The organism is Streptomyces sp. NPDC101490, assembly GCF_044767145.1.
Taxonomy (GTDB): Bacteria; Actinomycetota; Actinomycetes; order Streptomycetales; family Streptomycetaceae; genus Streptomyces.
Genome location: NZ_JBIWNI010000001.1, coordinates 562585 through 587415, shown reverse-complemented (window position 1 = coordinate 587415; position 24831 = coordinate 562585). Strand labels below are relative to the sequence as shown.

Below are 24831 nucleotides of genomic sequence, written 5' to 3'. Positions count from 1 at the left end.
GGCCTCCACGTCTCCGGACGGACCGGTCCGGGTACGTCCTCAGCCTCGCACCGCGGGCGTTCCCCCGCCCGTCGGGGCGTCCCCGCCGGTCGCCCGGAGGATCGCCGTCTCGACGTCCGTGACGCGGTCGGCGAGCAGCGCGAGGGCGGCGACGGCGCGGGTCAGCGGGTCGTCGGCGGAGCCGCCGAGGAGCCGCTCGCGGGTGTGCGCCGCCACGATCTCGGCCCAGCGCGCGGCCCGGTCCCCGTCGAGGGTGCCGCGGAGCTGGTCGAGCTTGAGGAGATTGGTCTCGGTCTCGGCGGTGAGGGTCCCCGCCTCGGCCGTGTAGTGGTCGTCGACGACGGCGGCCAGTTCGTCGGCGTTCATCGCGGGGGTGATCCGGGCCACGATCCTGTTCATGTTCCGGTACGAGCCCTGGAGCCGGAAGGGCGGTTCGGTGCGGGTCGCGTCCGTGCGGGCGGCGGAGGCGATGTAGGCGGTGTTGACCGCGAGGACGGTCTCGCGGGCGGTCAGCAGATGGCGCAGGACGGCGAGGACCGGGTCCAGCTCGGCCGGGGCGTAGGGGTGGACGAGCCGGTCGGCCCGTGCGGTGGGGTCACCGGCGGCGAGCCGGGCCAGCAGGCTCAGGTCGGCGCGGTCGCGTGCGGCCAGCGGGGCGAGCACCGGGTGGGAGGTGAGGGCGTTCTCGACGAAGCTGAGGGCGAAGGCGTCCTCCTTGCCGGTGAGGACGTCGCCGAGGTTCCAGACGTCGGCGCGGTTGGCGAGCATGTCGGGGATCTGGAAGCGCTGCCCGGACTCGGTGTAGGGATTGCCCGCCATGCAGAGGGCGAAGCGCTTGCCGCGCAGGTCGTGTCCGCCCAGGGTGCGGGTGGCGTCGCAGAGCGGGATGAACTTCTGGAGCAGTTCCGGTGCGCAGTGCTGGATGTCGTCCAGGTAGAGGAGGACGTTGTTCGCCGCTGCCAGCGCGAACGCGATCTTCTCCAGTTCCCGGCGGGCCGCGGCGTCGGGTGCCTCGGCCGGGTCGAGCGAGGTGGTGGCCCGGCCGAGGGCCGGTCCGTCGATCTTGACAAGGAGCAGGCCGAGGCGGTCGGCGACGTACTCGATCAGGGTGGTCTTGCCGTAGCCGGGCGGGGAGAGGAGGAGCAGCAGGCCGTGGGAGTCGGTGCGCTTGGCGTCACCGGCGGCGCCGAGCTGTTTGGCGAGGTTGTCGCCGATCAGGGGGAGGTAGACCTCGTCCACGAGCCGGTTGCGGACGAAGGAGGACATGACGCGGGGCCGGTGCTCGTCCAGGCGGAGCCGGGCGCGTTCGGCGGTGACGAGCGCGGTGCGGGCGCGCTGGTAGGCGCGGAAGGCGGGGACGTCCTCGGCGGCGAACCGCGCGGTCCTGTGCAGGAACTCGTCGAGGCGCAGGTCGAGGCTGCCGCCCCGGACACGGGGGTGGCTGCCCAGGAGGCCGGTGACCGTGGTCGTGGTGGGGGCGTCGATCGCGTACCGGAGGAGACCGGGGGCGAGTTCGACGGCGGCGGCTTCGGCGAGTACGCCGTCGTCGGGCCGGTCGCCGCAGGCGTGCGCGTAGGCGCCGAGCCAGCTCTCGACCAGGTGGCGCCGGGCGGCCGGGTCGGTGAGCGCGGCGAGGTCGTCGTCGTAGCCGGAGCGCCCGGCGGCCTTGTGGAAGGACTCCAGGAAGGCGCGGGCTGCGGCGGAGAGGGCGAATCCGGCCGGTTCGGCGGCGAGTTCCTCCACGAGGTACGCGGCGGCTGCCGGGTCGCCGGTCGCCGTCGTCAGTTCGGTGTGGAGCCCGTCGGGGCGGGAGTCGCTGCCGAAAAGGGCGCGGGCCCGGCTGAGGGAGACGGCCCGGCGGGTCCACTGCTCCCGTGCGTCGGGGGTGGCGGCGGTCGCCCAGAAGAGCTGGGCGGCGGCGCGGGCGCGGGCGGGGTGGGCGAGGGGTCCGGCGTGCTGGCGCAGACGGAGCACGGCCGCGAGGAGGAGGGTGGCGTCGTGGTCGTGGACGCCGCGTTCGTACCCCTCGTCGTAGGAGTCGGCCGCCGCCTTCCGTACGAGTCCGGGGAGGTCGGGGTCGTCGGGGTCGTGGGGGCTCCCGGGTCCGTGGTCGGCCAGGAGGCGGGCGGCGAGGTGTTCGGCGCGGTACACCTCGGGCGATTCGGAGGGCAGGACGCGGGTCCAGCAGGCGCGGGTGGCGGCGAACTCCGGGTCGGTGACGGGGGCGCGGTAGTCGGTGCCGGTGACCGCGAGGGCGAGGGTGTCGCCGTGCGGGACGAGGGTGAGTTCGGTGGGCCGCCGGTTGACGGCGAAGCGGTGTCCGCCGAGCCGTACGGTGTCGCCGTCGTCGGAGAACAGGTCGGTGCGGTCGCGCAGGGCGCGGCCCGCTTCCTGGCGTGCGGCGGCGAGGCGGCCCTCCAGTTCCTCCGCCCTGACCCGGTCGTCGAGCTCCCGCAGTTCGGCGGCGGTGCGGCGGACCCGGGCGACCATGGGGTCGGAGGCGAAGTAGGTGTGGACCTCGTCGAGGTCGGCGAGGGTGGAGGCGCGGCGGGTGATGGCCTCCAGGACCCGTCCGGTGGAGTCGGCGAGGCGTTCGGCGCGGCGGGCGCGGGCGTCCCGGAGTGCCTGTCCGCGGGCGGCGAAGGCCTCGTGGAGCTCGGTGCGGCGCTCGTCGATGTCCGCGAGGTGTCCGTCGTGCTCGGAGAACCGGGATTCCAGGTTCTCCAGCTGGAGCAGGAGGCGGGCGAGGTGTTCGTCGCAGAGTTCGGGGGTGTCGGCGGCGCCGAGGGCCCCGGTGACGGCCTGGGCGAACAGGGCGGTCTCGGCGGCGAACTCGGCGCGGCTCTCGGTGTCGAGGAGGGCGGCGCGGCGGGCGGTGAGGACGGCGCGGGCGCGGTTGACGGCGCCGAGGACTCCGGCGATCCGTTCCAGGACGGAGGTGCGGACGGTGGTGTCGCCGATGTCGAGGCCCGCGACGACCTCGCTGAGGGTGCGCAGTCCGGCGGCGTGTCCGTCGAGGCGGGCACGGAGGGGGCCGGTCCCGGCGACCGTGGTGAGGGCGGCGGCCTCCGCCTCGGTCCTGGCGGCCTCGGTGTGGTGGGGGGTGAAGGCGTCGTCGCCCTGGAGGAAGGCGACGGCCCTGCGGCCCGCCGCCGCGATGTCGTCCTCGACCTCGTGGGCCAGGGCGTCGACGCGGGCGGTGTCGGCGTACCGCATCTCCTTGACGGTGATCAGCCGTCCCTGGGCGCGGCGGAGTTCGGTGATGCGGCCGATCCAGTCGGCGGCGGTGGCGGGGGATTCGCTGCGGACGAGGCGGACGAGCCGGGCGACCTCCCGGGCGGCTTCCTCGGTGGCGTCGGCGGCCTGCCGGGTGAGGGCGGTGACGGTGGCGAACTCGCGCAGGACCTGCTCGGCGGTGGCGCGCAGTGCGTCGAGGGCGGTGCGGAGGTCGCCGGTCTCGGGGTCGCCGAGCCAGTGGTGGGTGTCGGCGGCGCGGACGCAGTCGGCGACGAGTGCCTCGTACACCTCGCCGGTCGGTTCGGGGCTCTCCGCCCGCCGGGCGACGGCGAGGCAGTCGGAGACGCCCCGGACGAGGTCGGGGTTGCCGATGCGGGCGAGCGGGCCTTCGGCGGTGCCGGTGGGGTGGGTGTCGGCGCGGTAGGGGGTGTGCCAGCGCTGTACGGGGTGGACGCGGCCGGCTTCTCCCTCGGCCGCGCGCAGGACGAGGAGGGTCCCGTCGTCGAAGAGGGCGTGGCCCGCGCCGGTGACAGGGGGCGCGATCTCCTTGCGGATGAGGTTGTACGGCAGGAGGTGGCAGCGGCCCTCGTGGCGGTCGTGGAAGACGTAGAGGAGGTCTTCTCCGTTGGGCGAGCGGACGACGCGTTCGAAGTCGGCTCCTTCGGGTCCGTCCGGTCCTTCGCCCGGGGTGCCGGTGCCGAAGGTCCGCACGGTGCCGGAGCCGAGGACGTAGCCGCCGGGGAAGACGATGCCCTCGTCGCCCGGGAGGCGGAGGCAGGCCTGTCCGATGCCGTCGAGGCGGACCACGCTGCCGGTGAGGGTGTGCAGGACGAGGTGGCGGTGGGTCCGTTCCTTGTAGGGGCGGACCCGGATCAGCAGGAGGTGGCCCACGACGGCGTGGGCGACGTCGGCGTCGGCGAGGGCCTGGAGGGGTTCGTCGACGGGCTCGGAGTGGACTCCGTCGCCGGTGGTGGTGTCGTCGGTGGTCTTGACGGTGAGGGTGCCGCCGGCGGTGGAGAGGAAGGCGTGGCCGCCGAGCGAGAGGTGGGGGTGGCGGCCGGGCACGTGGTCGTCGCGGGTCGCCGGGATCCAGGTGACGTCGTGCGAGGGCGGCAGGACGTGGTCGCGTTCGCCCCGGGCGTCGAGGAAGGCGGTCTCGCCGGTGGGACCGCAGGACCAGCGCAGGACCCGCAGGTCGTCGGCCTTCTCGCCGGTCCGGAAGACGGCGAGGAGTCGGCCCTCGACGCGGCGCAGGCGTTCCAGGCGGGCACCCCGGAAGTAGCGGTGCAGGGCGGTGAACTCGCGGACGAAGCCCGGGTCGTCGAGCAGTCCGGGCAGGGCGTCCGGGGGCAGGGGGTTCAGCTCGCGGTCGTACAGCGTGAAGACGTCGGCGACGGACCGTTCGGCGTCGCCGCCGGTGGCGGTGTGGACGCCGAGGAGCAGGAGGCCGTCGCCGACGGCGACGACGTCCCGCGCGACGGCGTGGTGTCCGGTGCGCAGGTGTCCGGTTCCGGCGAGGTCCAGCTCGCCGGAGCCGAAGGCGGCGGTGCGGGCCCGGTTCAGCTCTCCGGCGCGCCGGGCCAGTTCGGTGCCCTGTGCGGCCAGCCGGTCCCGCAGCACGGTGTACGTGTCCTGGTCGATTCCGGCGCTCATCCCGTTCGGCTCCCCTGTGGTGTGGTGAAAGGGGCCCGGTGCCGTGCTCCCCCGCGCACGGCACCGGGCCGGTGGTGACCGTCGCCCGTGCCGGTCAGTTCGTGGCGGTGCCGCGCGGTGCGGTGCCGTGGGGCTTGCTGCCGTTGGCACCGGCCCGGGTGGCCTTCGCGGCCGCGGGCTTCGCGGTCGCCGTCGGCGCGGTGGTGGTCGGCGCGGTCGCGATCGGCGCTGCTCCTTCGAGGGCCGCGGCGAGGGCCGGGGCGGCCCCGTCGAGGACGCCCGAGCCCATGAGCTTCGCGAGGAGCGCGGAGACGCTGAGGTTCTGGACGTCGGAGCTGCTCAGCGAGCCGAGGACCTTGGTGAGGTCCTCGGTGAAGGAGCCCTCTCCGTTCAGCCAGGGTCCCGCGAGGGCCTGTGCGGTCTTCGAGTGGTCCACGAAGCCGTCGAAGGACCTGCCGAGGGAGACCGACTGGACGAGCCGGTCGAGGAAGACGCCGTCGCCGCCGACGATGCTGATGTCGGCCCGCTCCAGGCCGGTGGCCACGATGGTGGCCTGGGCCTCGGCGACCTGCCGCTGCACGTCGAGGCCCGCGAGCCGGACCTCCTTCTCCGCCGCCAGGCGCAGGCGGTACTCCTCGTGGGTCCGCGACGCCTCGTCGAGCGCGGCCATGGCGGCGGCCTTCTCGGTCAGGCCCTCGGCCTCTGCCTTCAGCTTCTCGCCGATCGCGGTGGCCTCGGCGAGGGCCCTGGCCCGCAGGCCCTCGGCCTCGGCGCGCAGCCGGGCCCCGGTGGCCTCGGCCTCGGCGCGGCCCGCCTTCTCGATGACGTCGGCCTCCTTGTCGCGGACCTCGACGGCGGCCAGGCCCTCCGCGGCGGCCTGGGCCTTGACGCCCTCGGCGAGGCGGATCTTGGAGCGGGCCTCCATGTCAGCGGCCTTGTTGCGGGCCTCGGCGAGGGTGAGTTCCTCGGCGGCGCGGTGCACGGCGGCCTGTTCGGCTGCCTCCGCCGCCTTGATGTCCTTGACGAGCCTCTCCTGGGCCTCCGCCTCGGCGGCGATGACGAGGACCTGCCGGTCCCGCTCGGCCTCCTCGACGGAACGGAGCCGCTTGATGGACTCCTCCTGCTCGGCGACCGTGCGGTCGACCGCGATGCGCTCGCGGATGACCTCGGCGATGTCCCGGCGCTCGGACTCGACCTCCTTCTCGGCGGCGATACGGGTGAGCTGCGTCTCCCGGTCCCGGGCGATGACCTCCAGGAGGCGGTCCTTCTCGATCCGCTCGTTCTCGACGGCGATGACCCGCTCGCGGTTCTTCTGGGCGACGGCCACCTCGCGGGCCTGGTTCTCACGCTGGACGCCGAGCTGCTCCTCGGTCCTGAGGAAGGCGCTCTGTGCCCGCAGCCGCTCCTCCTCGACCACCCGGGCGGTCTCCGCCTCCTCGCGGGCCCGTACGGTGTCGACCTCGCGCTTCTGCTTGATCTCGGCGTCCGCCTGGCGGCGTTCGAGTTCGAGGATGGCCTCGCGGGCGTCGACGTTCTGCCGGGTGATCTCCTTCTGCTCGTTCTGCCGGAACTCGTTGGTGCGGACGTTCTCGAGGGCGGTCAGTTCGGTGATCTTGCGGATGCCCTGGGCGTCGAGGATGTTGCCGGGGTCGAGCTGGCTGAGCGGGGTCTGCTCCAGGTAGTCGATCGCCGCGTCCTCCAGGCTGTAGCCGTTGAGGTCGATGCCGATGATCTCGATGATGCGGAAGCGGAGTTCCTCGCGCTTGGTGTAGAGGTCGGTGAAGTCGAGCTGCTTGCCGACGGTCTTCAGCGCCTCGGAGAACTTGGCGTTGAAGAGTTCCTGGAGGGTGGCCTTGTCGCTGGCCCGTTCGGTGCCGATCGCCTGGGCGACCTTGATGACGTCCTCGACGGTCTTGTTGACCCGGACGAAGAACGAGATGCGTATGTCGGCGCGGATGTTGTCCTGGCAGATCAGGCCGTCGCGGCCGGTGCGGGAGATCTCGAAGCTCTTCACCGAGATGTCCATGACCTCGGCCTTGTGCAGGACGGGCAGCACGATCTGCCCGGTGAAGCTCACGTCGACGGTACGGGTCTTGGAGACGATCAGCGCCTTGCCCTGCTCCACCTTGCGGAACAGCCGGCTCACCAGGAGGAGCATGACGACGGCGACGAGCAGGACGACGGCGATGGCGACGCCGACACCCACGGTCAGGAAATCCATGGAGAACCCCGTATCGATGGAGGACGAGCACAGGCAGGGGGAAGGACGCGCGGTGGGGGCGCGCGGTTCGGGCGGAACGGAGACGGACGGACGGCTGCGGGAGCCCACGGCGTGACGGGCGTGCGCCGTCCCGGAGGCCGACCGCTCCGGAAGCGCCGGGTCCTTTTCCGTGTCCCGGCATCGGGGCCCTGCCCTCGTCCTGCCACAGGGGCATTCTGACCTCCCTCGCACTCCGGCGTCACTGCCGTGATCCGGCAGTCTTCGGCGTCTTCCCGGTGCCGGGTACGAGCATGGGGAGGAAGCGTGACACCCTGGGCCTCCGCGTCAAGAACGCGTCAAGAACGAACAGGGAGGGCCCGTGACGGACCAGGACACGGCGGTGGACCATCTGGCGGGGTACACGGCGATCCTGACGGCCGTCTGCGCGACGGGCCGGGGTCTCACCCGCGAGGAGCGGGAGTCGCTGCGGTCGCACGGGGAACGGGCGGCCGAGTCGGGGACGGGGCTGCGGACCCTCGTACGGGCACTGCTGTCCTCCGCGCGCGAGGAGGTGGGGCCGGAGCTGCCGCCCGCCTCGGCCGAGCATCTGCTGGGCGCGGTCGAGCAGGCCGTGGACGCCTTCGCCGAGGGCCACGAGCGGGCCCAGCGGCTCGCGGTGCGCCAGGAGGAGGCGGCGCGGCGCGAGTTCATCGACGATCTGCTGCACGGGGGCAGCGACCTCGGGCGGATAGCCGAGCGCGCGGGGCACTTCGGACTGCTGCTCTCGCACGCGCACGCGGTGGCGGTCGCGCAGGGGCGGGAGTCGTACGACGAGGGCTACGAGGTCGCGCGGAGCGTCGAGTCGTCCCTGCTGGCGCGGTTCGGCACCCGGCGCATCCTGCTGACGACGAAGGACGGGCGGCTGATCTGCGTGGCGCCCGCCGACGAGCCGGAGGTGCTCGCGCACTTCGCCAAGCAGGCGTACGCGGCGACGGACGGCGGCCAGGTGGGGGTGGGCCGTCCGCATCCGGGCCCCGGGGGTGTCGTCCACTCGTACCAGGAGGCCCTGAACGCGCTGGACCTGGCCGTCCGCATGGAGTTGGACGATCCCGTCCTGTACGCGGCCGACCTCCTCGTCTATCCGGTCCTGACCCGGGACCGGCAGGCCATGGCGGATCTGGTGCGGACGGTGCTCGGCCCCCTCCAGGGGGCGCGCGGCGGCGCCCGGCCGCTCCTGGAGACGCTCACCGCCTATTTCGACACGGGGTGCGTCAGCGCCCAGGCGGCGCGGCGGCTCAGTCTGAGCGTGCGGGCCATGACGTACCGCCTCGACCGCATCCACCGGCTGACCGGGGCGGATCCTGCCGATCCGGTGCAGCGGTACACCCTGCAGACGGCCGCCATCGGGGCCCGGCTGCTGAACTGGCCCGACCGGCCTCTGTGAGCGGGCGCGGGTCAGCGGGCGGCGAGGCCGTGTGTCGAAAGTCCCGCCTGCCTGGCGGGCAGACGACGCTCCTCACGAAACACGCCCCAGTTCGGCGTTCGCCCGTGCGGTGACATGGGCGAGGGCGCGGGCGGCGGCCTCGCGGTCGGCGCGCGGGAGGTCGCCGTAGAGGCGCTCGGCCAGGGCGGTCACGGCGTCCGTGAAGCTCCGCTGGAGGGTGGCGCCCCGCTCGGTGACGACGCCGTCGAACAGTCCGGCGGCGGTGATCTCGTCGAGCAGGGCGTTCGCCTCGGGCTCCTCGATCTTGAGGGTGGCGGTCAGCCGCTCGGTCGCTCCGGCCCGGTCGAGGCCCTCGGCCACGGCCTTGAGCGCGACGGACTGGTGGAAGGTCAGACCGGAGTCGGCGAGCATCCGGTCCCGGACGGCGGCGATGGCGTGGTAGGTGATGCCGATGAGCTGTCCGTTGAGCAGGGGGGCGGTCGCGGCGGGAGCGGTCATGGCGGTTCTCTCCTTGGGGGGCTTCGGAAGCGTCGGACCGCCAAGCGGAAATCTCTCCGTTTGACGTGCCTTCACAGTAAACGGAGATCTCTCCACTTCTCAAGGGCTAAACGGAGAACCCTCCGGTCCGTCCGTTACGCTGCCGTCCATGAACGCCCCCGCCGAGCGCGCCGACGCCGCCCGCAACCGCCTCCGCATCCTCGACGCGGCCCGGCGCCGACTCGCCACGGACGGTTTCGCCGCCCTGTCCCTGGACGCCGTGGCCAAGGAGGCGGGGGTCGGCGTCGGCACGGTCTACCGCCGCTTCCAGAACCGGCCCGGACTCGTCTACGCCCTCATCGAGGACAACGAGACCCGCTTCCAGCAGGAGTTCACCCGCCACTGCGCGGACGGCTCCCCCACCGCGCCCGACCGGCTGCGCGCCTTCCTGCACGGCCTGGCGGACCTCGTCGAGGAGAACCGCGACCTGCTGCTCCTGGCGGAGTCGAGCGCCCCGGCGGGGCGCTACCGCAGCGGCCCGTTCCGTCGCCACCACGAGCAGATCACCGGCATGGTCGCGGAGCTGGCCCCGGAGGCGGACCCCGCCTATCTCGCCGATCTGCTCCTGATGGCGTTCACCCCGGGCCTCTTCGACTTCCAGCGCGCCGAACGCGGCTGGGACGTGGACCGCATCAAGCGCGGCCTCGACACGCTGGTCACCGGGATCGGGGCTGTCGGGGCTGTCGGGGCTGTCGGGGCTGTCGGGGCTGTCGGGGGTCAACCTCCCAGGTAGTAGGGCCGGTTGTGGGTGGCGACGGGCGGGGACTGATACGTCCAGGCGCCCACGGCCGGAGCGCCGCCGAGCAGCAGTTCCAGATCCCGCCCGACGTCGGACGTCCGGTCGAGGACGGTGAGCCGCGCCCGCGCGGAAGCGTCGTCCGGCGCGTCGCCGAGAGGGTGCCAGACGCAGGGGGCGTAGACGTCCATCGGCCCCGCGAGGGCCCGCCCCTCCTCGTCCGTCCCGTACCCCGTGACGGGTGTGTTGTTCGCCGGTCGCCCCGGGAGCGAGGCGAGATCGGCGGCCAGGGAGAACAACGCCGCTTCCCCGCGCCGCAGTTCACCTTCCGGCCCCAGTTCGGCGCTCCGGCAGACCACCTCCCAGTCCTCGGCCTCCGGCCCGTTCGGGGACGGCATCGTCGCCTCGAACCAGGCCGGGTACTTGGGTTCCGCGTAGAGCCTGCGGCCCGCGTCGATGGCGAGCGGGTTGTCGCACAGCACATGGATGCGGCCGGTGCCGAGCAGCTTGGTCTGGTCGTGGCCCTGCGCGTACTCCCCGTAGGACACCTCGGGCAGCCGCTCCCCCGCGTCGGCGGGGAAGGCGACGATGTTGACCTCGATCTCCTGGGTGACGCCCGCGCCGGAACGGTACTGGGCGAAGTAGAGCTGGAAGTTGACCGAGAGCAGCGCCCGGCCGTCGAAGTCGGCGGGGAGCAGCGCCGGATGGTGCCGGGCGAGGACCTCACGGGCGGGTCCCGGGTCCACCAGGAAGTCCAGACCCAGCTGGTGCAGGGCCCCGTAGTGGAAGGGCAGTCGGTACGGGGCTGCCACCGGCGGCAGGGGAAGCGGGCTCACGATACGGCTCCAGAGGGGTCGGTGGGCCGGGCGGCGCGGCCGGCGGCTGCTCGCCGGTCGCGCGCGGTCAGGTCGGACTCGACGCGCTCGGCACTGCGCAGTGCCAGGGCGGCCATGGTCAGGGTCGGGTTGGAGGTGGCGAGCGAGGGCATGCTGCCGCAGCCGACCGCGTAGAGCCCCGGGTGGTCCCAGCAGCGCTGCCAGTGGTCCACCACGGAGGTGGCCGGGTCGTCGCCCATGATGTGGGTGCCGCCCGCGTGGCCCGCGCCCCGGAACGCGTACGTGCGGCCCCGGTGGGTGAAGGTCCCCGGCCGTCCCGGGTCCGGGTCGTGGTCGCTGTGGTCCTCCGCGCCGAGCATCGCGAAGAGCCGCCCGGAGACCGCCCGGGCGGCCGCGAATCCCTCCCGGACGTGCTCGGAGAGGTCGTACGAGACAACCGGGCGCGGCAGCCCCAGGGCGTCGCGGCGCTCCGGGTCGAGCGTGACGCGGTTCGCCGGGTCCGCCTCCTGCTCGATCTCGAACTGCAGGGCGAACTGGCGGCCGACGCGGTCGCGCAGCGCGGTGCGGAGCGCGGGCCCGAAGAGCCTGCGGCCGTCCGGTCCTCCCCCGCCCACCAGGGCGGCCACGTCCGCCTCGGTGCCACCGGTCGCCCACGTCCATCCCCAGTTGCCGATCTCGACGCGGAAGGGGGCGTGGCGGGCGCGGGCCGGGCCGAAGCGGAAGCCTTCGAGACCCGAGGTGGAGCCGGGTCCCCGGTAGGGGCCGACCTGTTCGGGCAGGAGCCCCCAGGTCAGCAGGACGGGATGGTCCATCAGGTTGCGGCCGACCTGGTCGCTGCGGTTGGCGAGGCCGGAGAGCAGCAGCAGCCGGGCGTTCTCGACGGCGTGGGCGGCGAGGACCACGACGTCCGCGCGGACCCGGTGCCGGGTGGCGGCGGCGTCCGCGCGCCCGTCCCCGTACGCGAGGTACTCGACGCCGGTGGCGCGTCCGGCGCCGTCGACCAGCACCCGGCTTGCGACGGCCCGGTCGACCAGGGTGACCGAGGGGGCCCAGCGGGCCTGGGTGCGCAGCGGGGTGTACTTGGCCCGGGAGGGGCAGACGGGGATGCAACTGGCGTGTCCCTCGCACCGGCGCCCGCCGGGACCGGGAGCGTCTCCGGCGGAGCCGGGGAGGCGCCCGCCGGGGCGCGGCGCCGGTCCGCCGGGGCCCGAGGCGTGACCGTCGGGGCCCGGAGGGCGTAGGTCGGGAGCCGAGGTACGGGCGCCGGGCGCCGGGGACGGTACACCGGACCCCGAGGCATGACCGTCGGGGCCCGGGGGCCGTAGGTCGGGAGCCGAGGTACGGGCGCCGGGCGCCGGGGACGGTACGCCGGAGCCCGAGGCGTGACCGTCGGGGCCCGGGGGCCGTGGGTCGAGGGTCGGGGCCCGTAGTACGTCGGAGACCGGAGCCCGTGCGTCGGGCGCCGGGGCCCGCGCGTCGCGGCCCGGGGCCTGGAGGTCGATGCCTGGGGCCCGTACGTCCGGAGTGTCCTCGTCGTGCGCGGGGTTCGGGGTCCCGTGCGCGGAGTTCGGGGCACCGTACGCGGGGTTCGGGATGCCGTCGCGGGCGTGGGGTGTGCCCACGACCCGGAGCGGGACCGGCTCGCCGGTCGTCGGGTGGGGGACCGACCGGCCGTCCAGCTTCCCGGCCACGACGGTGTCGAGGTGGCTGGGCGGCAGGGCGTGCGCGGGGAAGACGTAGTCGTCGGGGAACGGCAGCCCCACGTGGGCGCGTTGCTCGGTGACGTCGGCGGCCACGCCGATCTCCCGTTCGGCGGCCCGGTAGTACGGTTCCAGGTCGGTGTAGCCGAGCGGCCAGGCGCGGCCGTAGCCGAAGAGGTCGGTGCGGAAGTCCTCGGGGTGCATCCGGGGGGTGAGCCCCGTCCAGACGTTGCCGGTGCCGCCGTTCACCCTGACGTACGTGCTGGAGTACGGCAGCGGCCCGCGCTGGACCAAGTGCCCGTCCCCTCCGGGCCCGAGGTCGGTGACCTCCGGCCAGGGGGCGGCGGGGTGCGGCACGTAGGGCGAGCCCGGCACCTTCACCATCGCCGCGAGAAAGGTGTCCACGGCCTCGCGGTGGCCGCGTTCGGCGTCCCCGGCACGGGCCCCGGCCTCCAGGACCAGGACGCGTCGCCCGGCCGCGCCGAGCCGGTGGGCCATCAGCGTTCCGGCGAAACCGCCACCGACGACGACCACGTCGTACACGGGTCCCGCCGCCTCGGCGCGCGGTCCGTGGGGGCCGGCGGGGCTCATCGGGGTGTCCCCGGTCCCACCGGTCCCACCGGCCCCACCGGTCTTGGTGGGGTGGCCGGGGCAGCCGGGGCGGCTGGTTCCGCCGGGACGGCCGGTCGCGTCGCCCAGCTGCCGAAGCCCTGTGGGGAGGTGCCGGGTGCCCGGCCGCCGAAGGTCCGCCAGACCAGGCCCTCGGCGTAGGCGCGCGCCGAGACGAGGAAGGGCTCCGTCTCCCCGAGGCCCGGCCACGCGCCGGTGTACCAGAGCCGGGTGACGGCCTCGGCGAGTTCGGCCACGTCCTCCGGGGGGTCGAAGCCGGTCGCGGCGGGCGGGGCCTCGTGCGTCGCCGTGACGAGCCGCGCGTAGTGGTCGGGCTTGGTGTGCGCCTGTACGACGTCCCGGTAGGCGTCCGTCATGCCGGTGGCGGCGAGTTCGTCGGCGTCGAAGCCGGTCAGCCGGACGGACAGGGCTGTGAACGCGTCCCCCGTCTCACCCGTTCGGGTTATCTCAGGCACCTCGGTCTCCCCCTGTCTGCTTCTGGACGGGCATCGAAGCAGGCGGCGGCCGAAGCGCACGGGGATGCCCGGTCAGATCACCCGGACGGGTGGTGACCGGAACGGCAAACCTTCCCCGCGAGGTTTGGCCGCTTTCCGACTGACCGGCGGGGCGGGGCGTTTCGGGCCGTAAAAACGCTTGGACCGCGCGGAGGGCGTCGGGGGAGACTCGGCTGCTCCGCGACCGGTCCGACACCTCAGGGTTGGGTATGGAACATCCAGAATCATCCGCACCACCGGAATCATCCGCGCAACGAAAACCCTCCGCCTCGACCGAGGGGCTGCCGAGCAAGGGCTCCGTACTGCTCGCCCTCCGCCGCTACGGGCGGGAACTGCTCCGCCTGCGCCTGCTCACCGTGCCCGCGATGCTGCTGCCCGCGCTGGGAAACATCGGCATCAACTACATCGCGCCGCTGATCGTCGCCAAGCTCGTCGGCCGGATCGCCGGCAGCGGCGGCACCGCCGTCGCCGTCGGTCCCCTGCTGCCGTACGTCCTCGGCTTCGCGGGCGTCCTGCTGCTCGCCGAAGCACTGTGGCGCGTCGGCCTGCACTGTCTGAACCGGCTCGACGCGCGCGGCATCGAGAACCTGTACGTCACGGGGATGGACGAACTGTTCGCCAAGGACGCCTCCTTCTTCCACGACAACTTCGCCGGGTCGCTGACCAAGCGGGTCCTGAGCTTCGCCTCCCGGTTCGAGGACGTCGTCGACACGCTGACGTTCTCCGTCATGGGCAGCCTCGTGCCCCTGCTGTTCGCTTCGGTGGTGCTGTGGCAGTACGACCCGCTGCTCGTGGTCGGGCTCGTCTCCCTGATCGCCTTCACCGGGGTGTGTGTGGCACCGCTGATCCGGCGGCGTCAACGGCTCGTCGCCCAGCGGGAACAGGCCATCGCCCGGGTCTCCGGGCACGTCGCCGACAGCCTGATGAACATGGACACGGTGCGGGCGTTCGCCGCCGAGGAGCAGGAGGCCGCCGAGCACCGCTCGCGCGTCGCCGAGTCCCGGCGGCTCACGCTGCGCTCGTGGGACTACGGCAATCTGCGGATCGACACGCTGGTCGCCCCGCTGTCGGTGCTGACCAATGTGCTGGGGCTCGTCCTGGCGCTGGGTCTCGGCGCGGCGGACCACGGTGTGGAGGTGGTCATCGTGGCCTTCACGTACTACGCCAACGCCACCCGGATCATGTTCGAGTTCAACCAGATCTACCGGCGTCTGGAGAGTTCGATGACGGAGGCGGCGCAGTTCACCGAGCTGCTGCTCGAACCGCCCACCGTGCTCGACCCGCCGTCGCCCGAGCCCCTGCGCGGCGGGGCGGCCGACGTCCGCTTCGAGAAGGTGACGTTCTCGCACGGCGGCGGCCGGAACCTCTTCGACGGCCTCGACCTGGACGTCCCGGCCGGGACGCGGATCGGTCTCGTCGGACGGTCCGGCGGCGGCAAGACGACCCTCACCCGGCTGCTGCTGCGGATGACGGACGTGGACGGCGGTCGCATCCTGATCGGCGGGCAGGACATCAGCCGCCTGCGCCAGACCGATCTGCGGAGCCTGATCTCGTACGTGCCGCAGGAGCCGGTGATGTTCCACCGGACGCTGCGGGAGAACATCGCGTTCGCCCGGCCCGACGCCACCGACGCCGAGGTCCGGCGCGCGGCGGAGGCGGCGCACGTCACGGAGTTCGCCGACGGGCTCCCGGAGGGCTTCGGCACGATGGTGGGCGAGCGGGGCGTGAAGCTGTCCGGCGGCCAGCGCCAGCGGGTCGCGCTGGCCCGAGCGATCCTGCGGGACGCGCCCGTCCTGCTGCTCGACGAGGCGACCAGCGCCCTGGACTCGGAGAGCGAGGTCCTCGTCCAGGACGCGCTGTGGCGGCTGATGGAGGGCCGGACGGCGCTCGTGGTGGCCCACCGGCTGAGCACGGTCGCCACCATGGACCGGCTCGTCGTCGTGGACCGGGGCCGGATCGTCGAGCAGGGCACCCACCAGGAGCTCCTGACGGCCGGGGGTTCGTACGCCAAGCTCTGGCAGCACCAGTCGGGCGGCTTCCTCGACGACGGCCCCGGCCCGCTGGCTCCGCCGCGCGCCCGGCTCGGCTGACCCCGGCCGGACGCCCGCCGAGGGTGTTCGCAACGGCTCCGGCGGACGTCCGGCCCGGGACGGTCGGGGACCGTACCGGGGCGGACGCCCGCCGGGAGTGAGGCGCGTCTGTCATGAGGCGGGCGTCCGCCCCGGGAACGGTCGGAACCGTCCTGGGGCGGATGCCCGCCGGAGAACCGGACGAGGAGGGGGGCCCGGCCGGTCGGCGGCCGGGCCCTTCCTTCATGGACTCCCGGCCGGACGGCGGTCAGGCCGTCCGGTACGGGCACCCGGCCGGGACATGACGGCCGGGCCTGGCGTGACGGTCAGGCCGTCGTGGGGCAGTCGCCGTAGCCCTTGCTGCCGTAGCCCTCGTCCCCGTAGCCCTCGTCGCCGTAGCCGGTGGGCTCGCACGGCTTCTCGCCGCGCTTGTTGGAGACCCGGGCGACCACGACCTCGTGCGCGGCGGAGACCACGTACGGGCCCGTGACCGGGTCGGCGGGCAGGACGTACCCGTCGGGTACGGCGGTCTCCCGCAGGTAGTACGTGCCGTGTTCGAGGTCGTCGAAGGAGCACTGGCCCGCCGAGCTGGTCGTGCACGGGGTGCCGATCTTCGTGTCGGGGTCGGCGCCGCCGGTCTGCAGACCGGTCACGCCGTTGGTCTCCTCCCACAGCTCGAACGTCGCGCCCGGCAGCGGCGCGTGGCTGTCGGCGTCGGTCTTGACGAGCTTGACCTCTCCCTTGCCCGGCGGGATGGGGGTGCGGCTGTTGGAGGCGGTCACGGACACGCCGTCCGAGGCGTTCTCCGCGGTCAGCACCAGCGGGCCGAACACGGCGGGCGACGGCAGGTCGTAACCCGCCGGAGCGGCCGTCTCCTGCCAGTAGTACGTACCCGTCTCCACGGTCCGCGAGCAGACACCGTTGAGGCCGGTCACGCACGGCCCGCCGATCGTGGTGTCCGGGTAGGCGCCACCGGTCTGAAGACCGGGCACATCATTGGTCTCCTCCCACAGCTGGAAGGTCGCACCCGACAACGGCGCACCCGTGAGCGCGTCCGTCTTGACCACCTTCACAGCACCGGTCGTCGGCACAGGAGTACGGGTGTTCACGGCGGTCACGGACACACCGTCCGCAGCGTTGGCCGCAGTCAGCACCAGCGGGCCGAACACAGCGGGCGACGGCAGATCATAGCCAGCCGGAGCGGCCGTCTCCTGCCAGTAATACGTACCCGTCTCCACGGTCCGCGAGCAGACACCGTCCGCACCCGTCACACACGACGCACCCACCGTCGTGTCGGGGTTCGCACCACCGGTCTGAAGACCAGCCACGCCGTTGGTCTCCTCCCACAGCTGGAAGGTCGCCCCCGACAACGGGTCGCCGGTCTCCGAGTCCGTCTTCACGACCTTGACGGCACCCGTCGTCGGAACAGGAGTACGGGAGTTCGCGGCGGTCACGGACACACCGTCCGCAGCGTTCGCCGCAGTCAGCACCAGCGGACCGAACACAGCGGGCGACGGCAGGTCGTAACCCGGCGGTGCGGCCGTCTCCTGCCAGTAATAGGTACCCGTCTCCAGAGTGCGCGAGCAGACACCATCGGCACCGGTCACGCACGGCCCGCCGATCGTGGTGTCCGGGTCGGCGCCACCGGTCTGAAGACCGGGCACATCATTGGTCTCCTCCCACAACTGGAAGGTCGCACCCGACAACGGCGCACCCGTGAGCGCGTCCGTCTTGACCACCTTCACAGCACCGGTCGTCGGAACGGGAGTACGGGTGTTCACGGCGGTCACCGACACACCGTCCGCAGCGTTCGCCGCAGTCAGCACCAGCGGACCGAACACAGCGGGCGACGGCAAGTCATAACCCGCCGGAGCGGCCGTCTCCTGCCAGTAATAGGTACCCGTCTCCAGAGTCCGCGAGCAGACACCGTCCGCACCCGTCACACACGGCCCACCGACCGTCGTGTCGGGATTGGCTCCTGTGGTCTGAAGACCACTCACACCATTGGTCTCCTCCCACAACTGGAAAGTCGCACCCGCCAGCGGGTCCCCACTCTCCGAGTCCGTCTTCACGACCTTGACGGCACCGGTCGTCGGAAGGGGAGTCGCGGTGTTCGCGGCGGTCACGGAGACGCCGTCCGAGGCGTTCTGCGCGGTCAGCACCAGCGGGCCGAACACGGCGGGCGACGGCAGATCATAGCCAGCCGGAGCGGCTGTCTCCTGCCAGTAATAGGTACCCGTCTCCACGACCCGTCCGCAGACGCCGTCGGCGCCCGTCACGCAGGGCGTGCCGACCTGGGTGTCCGGGGTCGCGCCGGTGGTCTGCAGACCACTGACGCCGTTGGTCTCGTGCCACAGCTGGAAGGTGGCGCCCGCCAGCGGGTCACCGGTCGCGGAGTCCGTCTTCACGACCTTGACGTCACCGGTCGTCGGGACGGGGGTGCCGCAGTCGGGCAGGTCACCGTTGAAGGGGTAGGCGTGGAACTCCTGGCCGCCGCCGCCCGTGGCGGAGCTGGTGTGGGTGAGCGAACCGGTCGTGAAGAAGCGCCCGTTGAGGCCCGGCAGCGTGACCGTCGCCATCGACGACTGGTCACCGACGAGGACGCTGCCCTGGAACTGTCCGGTGCCCTCGAGGCGGACCGAGGTGGCGTCGGGGAAGTTCCACAGCAGGCGCTCGCGGTAGGCGTTCAGCGGGTCGGCGGCGTCGTCGATGCCTCCGCTGTACGTGCTGATCGTACGGTTGGCGCCGAGCACGTTGACGAGGATCGTCGCTCCGGCGGGGATGCCCGCGAAGACGATGCCCTGCTGTCCGCCGGTCGGGCCGGTGAGGTTGAAGTCGGCGTTGAAGACCTGGATCGGCGAGGTCCCGTCACCCGTGAACAGCGTCTGGCCGCCCTGGTTCACGGCGGTGCCCGTGGGGGTCCTGGGCGCGCCGTCGACGCGGGCGTAGCAGCTGCTGGCCGCGGTGAGGCTGTCGCGCAGTCCGGCGTACGGGGCGGTGGCGTTCCCGTCCTGGACGAGGGTGCCGACCACGGTGCCGGTGACGGTGCCCTCGTGGCGTACGGTCCCCTTCTCGCCGGGGACGCCGCCGGTGGTCTCCAGGCGCTGGCCCGCGGCGATGGTGATGTTGCCGCCGGTGGTGAGGAAGTCCGCGTCCGTGGGCGGCGGGACCCGGGAGCCGACACCGACGATGCCGAGGTTGTAGAGCGCGGAGGCTCCGGCGTCCTTGCTCTGGTCGAAGGTGTCGAGGACGACGACCCGGCCCTCGGCCTCGGCCGCCCGGCCCCGGACGAGGAAGTCGTTCCCCACGAAGATGTTGACCGCGTTGTCACGGCCGGCGATGGGGCCGTTGTTGATGCCGGGGAAGTCCGCGGGGCAGGAGCCGGGGACGCAGGGTCCGAGCCCGCCGGGCAGCGGAGCCGCGCTCGCGGCCGTGGCGCCGGGGCCGAGGAGGAGCGCGGGAAGGGCGGCGAGGACGACGGCACCGGAGAGTGCGGCCGAACCGGCCCTTCGGCGGCGGCGCCCGGGGCGCCCTGGGGAGTGCTGAGTCATGGCGCGAGTCTCGGTTCCCCCGGCACAGGGGGCCACGCACGGTGACGGGTATTGATCCGCCCGTGGCACGGTGTCACCGCCAGGTATGACGGGAGACGGCCGGATGGCGGAGGCGAGCCCGGCCTCCCACCACCCGGGCCCTGCCTCGGTTCACCCGCTCGATCCGTACGGGCCTGCCTCGGCCGCTCCCTCGGTCCACCGGGTGCTGGGGCCCAGCGCTCTCCACAGCGCCGGACCCGCGCGTGACGGACATCGTTCCCGGCGCCCCTGACGCCAGCGGCCACGAAGCGGCCCGCATCCGGGAGCGGGTCGGGTGCCCTGCTCCATGGCGGAAGCGACAGGGCCACCTTGCCGACCCGAAGGTCCTCGGAGGGGGTTCACCGACCGTCGAAGTCGGAGAGGAGGAGCCGGAGCCCCGCTCGCCCGGCCCGGCATCGGCAGCTCGTCCCCCCTTCAGGCCCGGCCCTCGGTGCGGCCGCTCACTGCTGTCCCAGGTGGATGTCTCGGCCGGCCTGGTAGACGCGTGCTCGGTCGGAGGCGGTCGCGTGCTGGGTGACGGCCGGGGTCTGTGGCGCGGCGGGCTCCCACCGGGCCAGGAGGTCCCGTAGCTCCTCGGCGGCCTCGGGGTGCTCGACGAGCAGCCTGCGGACCCTGCCCCGCCACTCGCCCCGGAGGTCGGCCTCGGTCTCCTGGTCGCCCTCGGTACGCGCCCTGAGCAACTCCTCGCGTGTGGAGTCGAGTTCGGCGGAGATGTCGGCGGCGCGCTCCGGCCGGGCGCGTCGCCACATGTCCACCACGCCGTCCCGCACCGTGTTCCACGCGTCGGTCGCCAGCAGCGTCACGAACGCCGTCCCTGCCGTCCCCGCCAGAGCCATGATCTCTGCTTCCACTGGAGCTTCCCCCTCGTACTCGTCCGGGGGCTCACCTTAGGAGAACCCCCGGACGGACGACAGCGGCCGACCGGGCGCCCCGGGAGGGGGAATTCGGGCGGTCACCGGCCCCGCGAGGCGGGTTCCGCTCCCCCGCCGGGTATGTCGGGCCCAACCCGTGCACCTCTTCCAGGGGTCGTTGGTGTTGTGGTGGTAGCGGCAGGCGCGGACCTTGCGGTCGGACGGGTCGTAGTACATCGGGGTGTGCGTCTGGCTGTAGTTGGTGCCGCCGGAGGCCGTCCAGCCGCTGGTGCCGAGCGTCCTGCCCGGCAGGATCTCGCAGATGGTGCCGTCGAGGCGGCAGCGCTCGACGTACGTGCCGTACTCGAATCCGATGCCGCCGTCGGGGTACCGGGCGCGGCCCCGCGCGAACACGTCGCCGTCCGTGGTGCCCTTGCGCAGTTCGACGGTGAAGCCGCTGCCGTGGTCGTGGGGGCCGGACGCCGTGGCGGGGCCGCTCTGCCAGGTCCGGACGTTGGGGTCGTGCCCGTCGCACCCGTCGTTGCAGCAGGCGGTCGCGCGGGCCGACGCCGGGGCGGGACCGGCCAGGACAGCCGCGAGCGCGGAGAGCAGGGCGGCGGCGGAGAGCGCGGCCCGGTTCCGGCCGTCCGGCGGACCCGACCGGCACCGGCTCCCGCACCGGCACCCGCACCCGCACCCGCACCCGCACCCGCACGATCAGGACGGTTCAGCTTTTCTAACGCGCGGGGCCCGGTTCCCCCGCGCGTTCCCCGGGCTCCAGTGGTGTGCCCTTTCCGCCGGGGTGGCGCAGGGCGGCCAGGAAGGCCAGACCGAGGGCGATGGCCATGCCGTAGAACACCCACTGGTTGGCCTGCGCGAAGTCCATGCGGATCGCGGCCACGGCGTCCCGCGTCGCCGTGGCGACCGGGCCCGTGCCGGGGGGCGGCGCCGAACCGCCGTGCCCGGACACGGAGTCGCTGACACCGCGCGCCACCCGTTCCGCGAGGTCCGGGGAGACGCCCCGCGCACGCAGCGTGTCCGTGACGTTCTCCGTCGTCGCCCGGCTCAGAAGCGTGCCGAAGACCGCCAGGCCCACGCTGGCCGCGTAGTTGCGGACCGTCTGGGTGATGCCAGTGACCTCGCCGTACGAGGCGCCGATGGCCCGGTTGACCGCGTCCGTCGAGGCCGGGGCGAGGACGAAACCGATGCCCGCGCCCGCGAGGACGACGTACGGCCACTGGTCGTGCATGGACAGATGGGTCAGCCGGTGGGCCCACAGGGCGAAGCCGACCGCGCCGAGGACCGTCCCCACCAGGAGCGACCGGCGCGGACCTCGCTTGTCGAGGATGCGGCCGCCCCACTGGGACGCGAGGGCGAAGCCGACGAAGAAGTACAGCAGGAACAGGGCCGCCTGGTTCGGCGAGGCGCCGAGGGAGACCTGCGCGTACACCGAGGAGAAGAAGAACACCGGGACGAAGGCCAGCATCGCGAAGAACAGCACGACCGTGTCGACCGTGAACGCCTTGTCGCGGAAGACCCGCAGATCGATCAGGGGATGGCGGACCCCCCGCTCGTACCGGACGAAGACGTACAGGACGGCGAGTCCGCCGACGACGCACAGCCAGGTCGCCCAGCTGCCCCAGCCCCACGACCACGCCTGCTGGAAGCCCAGCACGCTCAGGCCCATGCCCACGGCGACGAGGACCGCGCCGGGGACGTCGAGGGTGCCGGTGCGCGGCCGGTCCCGGATGTGCGCGCGGGCGGTGAGGACCAGGGCCACCAGGGCGACCGGGACGTTGACCCAGAAGACGGCCCGCCAGGTCCAGGAGGCGGTGAGCCAGCCTCCGAGCAGCGGCCCGAGGGCGGTCAGCGCGCCGGAGACCCCGAAGAACAGGGCGAGGGCCCGGCCGCGCCGCTCCACCGGGAAGACCGCCACCACCACCGCGAGCGCCGCGGGGAAGAGCAGGGCCGCGCCGAGCCCCTGGACGGCCCGGAAGACGATGAGCCAGGTCTGCGCGTGGGCGCCGGAGGGGACGCAGCCGCACAGGACCGAGGCGATCACGAAGACGAGCGTTCCCGCGACGACGACCCGCCGGGGGCCGTACAGGTCGGCGAGACGACCGCCCAGGGCGAAGAACGCGGCCAGGGCGAGCAGGTACGCGTTGACGACCCACTGCATCCCGGAGCTGCTGAGGCCCAGTTCGCGCACGATCTCGGGGGCGGCGATGGAGACGATCGTCTGGTCGATGAACGTCATCGCCACCGCGAACATCATCGCCGCGAGGGCCATGGTCCTGCGGGGGCTCCGCGCCTCCGCCCCGTGCGCGGCGCGCGTTCCCGGTCCCGTCTCCGGCCCGTTGCTCACCCTGCCCAGTGTGGCCCCGCCCGGGGGCTTCCGCACCAGCTGGCCCGGCGACGCCCACGGACGGACGGGCCGGTACGGTGGCGCCACGCCGCCGGAGGGGAAGCAGATGTCCGAGCACCTGATCGAAGACCTGGTGGCGGACTCGGTCCGCCTTCTCGACCGGTACGCGGCGGCCGACGACCCGCGCCCCCGCGACTGGTTCCGCGCGCTGTACCGCTTCCAGGACGGCCACGACTGCTCGTTCACCCACTTCCGTGTGATGGACGCGCTGCTGCGCCGCCGCCACACGTACCGCCTCCCCCTCGACCGGCATCCCGACCACGCGGAGCGCTCGGGGTGGTTCACCGCGCTCGACGGCTTCACCGCGCTGCGCGAGCACGACGAGCACGACGCCCGCGACGAGGACGATCCGGGGTTCGAGGGGTACGGCGACTGGCTGGAGGACGGCTACGCCGATCCGCCGTTCCTGTACTGCGACGCCGGGACCGCCCTGTGGAGGCGGCTGGTGGACGCCGGTGAGCTGCGGGGCGCGGACGCGGTTCCGCCCGGCCGGGTCCCGCTGATCGAGGTGGTCCGGGAGGTCGCGGTCGCCGCCGAGCGGGACGGCGACGGTGAACTCGTCGGCTGGTGGTACGGGTTCGGGTGCGAGGTCCTGCTGGGCGGTCCCGGGGGCTGTCCGTTCGACGTCGAGGAGCTCGCCGCGCTGCCCGCGGTGCGCGAGCTGCGGGCGGTGGTGGAGCGCACCGGCGTGCTGGACTTCGCCCGCGAGTCGCCCTACGCCGTCCCGGAGGAGTTCACGGAGGCCCATGAGCTCGAACGCTGGTGGTGGCGCCACCCGTAGCGGCACGGACGGTGCCGGAGCCTGCGCGGTCCGGCACGGACGGTACCGGAGGCGGTCCGGCACGGACCGTATCGGGGGCGGTCCGGGGCGGAAGCGTCGGAGGCGGTCCGGGGCGTCCGGTGGCGAGGTGCGTCCGGTGGCGGCGGGGTGCATCCGGGGCCGCCGCCGGACGGGAAGCACCGGTGTGCGGGAGCCGTCCGGCGCCCGTACACGATGAAGGAGGACCGTGTGGTGATCCGCGTGGAGCGTACGTTCGTGGTGCGTCGCCCCTTGCCCGAACTGGTCGCGTATCTGGAGGACTTCGCCCATACCGAGGAGTGGGACCCCGGAACCGTCCGCTGTGCGCGGCTGGACGGGGGGCCGGTGGGGCCCGGCGCCCGGTGGCACAACACCTCGCGCTTCCGGGACCGTACGACCGAGCTGGAGTACTGGCTCACCGTCCGCGAACCCGCGCGGCTCGTGTTCGTCGGGGAGAACCGGACGGTGACCGCCGTCGACGACCTCCGGTTCGTGGACGAGGGGACGGACACCCGGCTGACCTACCGGGCGTCCCTCGCGTTCAAAGGTCTCGCCCGGCTTGCCGCCCCCTTCCTGCGGGCGGAGTTCGAGCGGCTGGCCGACGGGGTGTCCGCGCGTCTTCCGGCCGCCGCCGAGGCACGGTCGTCCTGAGGACGGCCACCGCCGCGGGGGTCCACGATCCGCATCGTTCACGCGTCGTTTTACACAGCCCGCCGGGTCGGTGACCTCCGCCCGGGTCCCCCCGGTCAGCCGTCGCGGGCGGGCGGCCGGGGGAAGAAGCCGCTGGTGCGGGCCAGGTAGTCGGCGTACCCGGGGCGGTCGGCCATGTGCGCCTCCAGGAGCCGCTTGCCGCTGCCCCAGATGAGCAGACCGCTCATCACGAGCGGCGAGACCAGGGTGAGGAGTGCGGTCTGCCAGGTGGCGCAGGCGGTCAGGTAGAGGCCCCACCAGACGAGGAAGTCCCCGAAGTAGTTGGGGTGCCGGGTCCAGCTCCACAGTCCCCGGTCCATCACCCGGCCCCGGTGCGCCGGATCGGCCTTGAAGCGGGCGAGCTGGTGGTCCCCCACCGCCTCGAAGGCGAGACCCACCGCCCAGACGCCGAGGCCCAGCAGTCCCGTGAACCCCAGGGGGCCGGGGAGCAGGACCGCGACCTGGACGGGCAGGGAGACGAGCCAGACGAGGGCGCCCTGGAGCAGATAGACCGTGCGCAGGGCGTGGAGCGTGGGGTTGCCCCGGGCGCGGGCGAGCATCCGGGCGTACCGGGGGTCCTCGCCGTGGCCGCGCCCGCGCCGGGCGATGTGGAGGGCGAGCCGCAGTCCCCAGACGACGGTGGCCAGGGCGACGGCGGTGCGGCGCGCGTTGTCGCCGTGCCCGGCCGCGAGGGTCCAGGACACTGCGGCGACGGCGGCGAAGGCGAGGCCCCAGGCGACGTCCACGTACCGGTGCAGGCCCCGCGCGGTCCCGAAGGCGAAGGCCACCAGCATGACGGTGAGGGCCGTGACCGCCGAGGCGGCCAGCACGGTGCCGAGGGCCCCGGCGTCGACGGCGGTCATGACGTGCCCCCGACCGGGCTTCGCCTGTCCCGAGCCTGGCTTCGCGTGCCCCCGGCCGGGCTTCGCGTGCCCCGGGC

The 24831-nt window shown here is 73.4% G+C and carries 16 protein-coding genes; 5 read left to right on the top strand and 11 right to left on the bottom strand.

Going from position 1 to position 24831, the window contains the following annotated elements:
* Positions 1-39: 39 nt before the first annotated feature.
* Complete coding sequence (locus ACIRQY_RS02300; RefSeq protein WP_403921795.1) at positions 40-4890, bottom strand: DNA repair ATPase; 4851 nt, start codon at positions 4888-4890, stop codon at positions 40-42.
* Positions 4891-4984: 94 nt separating this feature from the next.
* Positions 4985-7111 carry a flotillin family protein gene (locus tag ACIRQY_RS02295; RefSeq protein WP_403921793.1) on the bottom strand — a complete coding sequence of 709 codons (2127 nt, stop codon included), beginning with the start codon at positions 7109-7111 and terminating at the stop codon, positions 4985-4987.
* 358 nt (positions 7112-7469) lie between these two features.
* Between ACIRQY_RS02295 and ACIRQY_RS02290 the strand changes: the two genes are divergently transcribed.
* A complete protein-coding gene (locus ACIRQY_RS02290) occupies positions 7470-8534 on the top strand; it encodes a PucR family transcriptional regulator (protein ID WP_403921791.1) in 1065 nt (354 codons plus the stop codon).
* A 72-nt stretch (positions 8535-8606) separates the two neighbouring features.
* Here ACIRQY_RS02290 and ACIRQY_RS02285 read toward each other — a convergent pair whose 3' ends face one another.
* Positions 8607-9032, bottom strand: coding sequence for a hypothetical protein (locus ACIRQY_RS02285; RefSeq protein WP_403921789.1), 426 nt, complete (start codon positions 9030-9032; stop codon positions 8607-8609).
* Between the two features lie 148 nt (positions 9033-9180).
* On the opposite strand from ACIRQY_RS02285, the gene ACIRQY_RS02280 reads away from it, so the two are divergent.
* The gene (locus tag ACIRQY_RS02280) at positions 9181-9804 is read left to right on the top strand and encodes a TetR/AcrR family transcriptional regulator (protein WP_403921787.1); all 624 of its coding nucleotides are present in this window, start codon (positions 9181-9183) and stop codon (positions 9802-9804) included.
* Here ACIRQY_RS02280 and ACIRQY_RS02275 read toward each other — a convergent pair.
* The 3 genes from ACIRQY_RS02275 to ACIRQY_RS02265 are packed head-to-tail and all read right to left on the bottom strand — an operon-like array spanning position 9789 to position 13428.
* Positions 9789-10643, bottom strand: coding sequence for a hypothetical protein (locus ACIRQY_RS02275; RefSeq protein ID WP_403921785.1), 855 nt, complete (start codon positions 10641-10643; stop codon positions 9789-9791). The two genes, ACIRQY_RS02280 and ACIRQY_RS02275, sit on opposite strands and share 16 nt — an antisense overlap.
* The gene (locus ACIRQY_RS02270) at positions 10640-12934 is read right to left on the bottom strand and encodes a GMC oxidoreductase (RefSeq protein WP_403921783.1); all 2295 of its coding nucleotides are present in this window, start codon (positions 12932-12934) and stop codon (positions 10640-10642) included. The genes ACIRQY_RS02275 and ACIRQY_RS02270 overlap by 4 nt, the downstream gene beginning before the upstream one ends.
* Positions 12931-13428 carry a hypothetical protein gene (locus tag ACIRQY_RS02265; protein ID WP_403921781.1) on the bottom strand — a complete coding sequence of 166 codons (498 nt, stop codon included), beginning with the start codon at positions 13426-13428 and terminating at the stop codon, positions 12931-12933. The genes ACIRQY_RS02270 and ACIRQY_RS02265 overlap by 4 nt, the downstream gene beginning before the upstream one ends.
* Positions 13429-13832: 404 nt before the next feature.
* Between ACIRQY_RS02265 and ACIRQY_RS02260 the strand changes: the two genes are divergently transcribed.
* Positions 13833-15557, top strand: coding sequence for an ABC transporter ATP-binding protein (locus ACIRQY_RS02260; RefSeq protein ID WP_403922278.1), 1725 nt, complete (start codon positions 13833-13835; stop codon positions 15555-15557).
* Between the two features lie 305 nt (positions 15558-15862).
* Here the strand turns inward: ACIRQY_RS02260 and ACIRQY_RS02255 are convergent, their stop codons facing one another.
* The 4 genes from ACIRQY_RS02255 to ACIRQY_RS02240 form a co-directional block, all read right to left on the bottom strand.
* The gene (locus ACIRQY_RS02255; protein WP_403921779.1) at positions 15863-19087 is read right to left on the bottom strand and encodes a SpaA isopeptide-forming pilin-related protein; all 3225 of its coding nucleotides are present in this window, start codon (positions 19085-19087) and stop codon (positions 15863-15865) included.
* A gap of 479 nt (positions 19088-19566) precedes the next feature.
* The gene (locus ACIRQY_RS02250; protein ID WP_403921777.1) at positions 19567-19977 is read right to left on the bottom strand and encodes a hypothetical protein; all 411 of its coding nucleotides are present in this window, start codon (positions 19975-19977) and stop codon (positions 19567-19569) included.
* Positions 19978-20013: 36 nt separating this feature from the next.
* The gene (locus ACIRQY_RS02245) at positions 20014-20391 is read right to left on the bottom strand and encodes a hypothetical protein (RefSeq protein WP_403921775.1); all 378 of its coding nucleotides are present in this window, start codon (positions 20389-20391) and stop codon (positions 20014-20016) included.
* A gap of 322 nt (positions 20392-20713) precedes the next feature.
* The gene (locus ACIRQY_RS02240; protein WP_403921773.1) at positions 20714-22267 is read right to left on the bottom strand and encodes an MFS transporter; all 1554 of its coding nucleotides are present in this window, start codon (positions 22265-22267) and stop codon (positions 20714-20716) included.
* On the opposite strand from ACIRQY_RS02240, the gene ACIRQY_RS02235 reads away from it, so the two are divergent.
* Positions 22203-23183, top strand: coding sequence for a hypothetical protein (locus ACIRQY_RS02235; RefSeq protein ID WP_403922303.1), 981 nt, complete (start codon positions 22203-22205; stop codon positions 23181-23183). The two genes, ACIRQY_RS02240 and ACIRQY_RS02235, sit on opposite strands and share 65 nt — an antisense overlap.
* 228 nt (positions 23184-23411) lie before the next feature.
* A complete protein-coding gene (locus ACIRQY_RS02230) occupies positions 23412-23852 on the top strand; it encodes an SRPBCC family protein (RefSeq protein ID WP_403921771.1) in 441 nt (146 codons plus the stop codon).
* A 95-nt stretch (positions 23853-23947) separates the two neighbouring features.
* Here the strand turns inward: ACIRQY_RS02230 and ACIRQY_RS02225 are convergent, their stop codons facing one another.
* The gene (locus ACIRQY_RS02225) at positions 23948-24754 is read right to left on the bottom strand and encodes a DUF1295 domain-containing protein (RefSeq protein WP_403921769.1); all 807 of its coding nucleotides are present in this window, start codon (positions 24752-24754) and stop codon (positions 23948-23950) included.
* Positions 24755-24831: the final 77 nt, after the last annotated feature.

Bases quoted from the DNA above. Each gene is read 5' to 3' on its own strand.
- ACIRQY_RS02225 (WP_403921769.1), bottom strand. From the start codon at position 24,754: ATGACCGCCGTCGACGCCGGGGCCCTCGGCACCGTGCTGGCCGCCTCG.
- ACIRQY_RS02235 (WP_403922303.1), top strand. From the start codon at position 22,203: ATGGAGACGATCGTCTGGTCGATGAACGTCATCGCCACCGCGAACATC.
- ACIRQY_RS02300 (WP_403921795.1), bottom strand. From the start codon at position 4,890: ATGAGCGCCGGAATCGACCAGGACACGTACACCGTGCTGCGGGACCGG.
- ACIRQY_RS02295 (WP_403921793.1), bottom strand. From the start codon at position 7,111: ATGGATTTCCTGACCGTGGGTGTCGGCGTCGCCATCGCCGTCGTCCTG.
- ACIRQY_RS02260 (WP_403922278.1), top strand. From the start codon at position 13,833: ATGCTGCTGCCCGCGCTGGGAAACATCGGCATCAACTACATCGCGCCG.
- ACIRQY_RS02270 (WP_403921783.1), bottom strand. From the start codon at position 12,934: ATGAGCCCCGCCGGCCCCCACGGACCGCGCGCCGAGGCGGCGGGACCC.
- ACIRQY_RS02255 (WP_403921779.1), bottom strand. From the start codon at position 19,087: ATGACTCAGCACTCCCCAGGGCGCCCCGGGCGCCGCCGCCGAAGGGCC.
- ACIRQY_RS02285 (WP_403921789.1), bottom strand. From the start codon at position 9,032: ATGACCGCTCCCGCCGCGACCGCCCCCCTGCTCAACGGACAGCTCATC.
- ACIRQY_RS02280 (WP_403921787.1), top strand. From the start codon at position 9,181: ATGAACGCCCCCGCCGAGCGCGCCGACGCCGCCCGCAACCGCCTCCGC.
- ACIRQY_RS02240 (WP_403921773.1), bottom strand. From the start codon at position 22,267: ATGGCCCTCGCGGCGATGATGTTCGCGGTGGCGATGACGTTCATCGAC.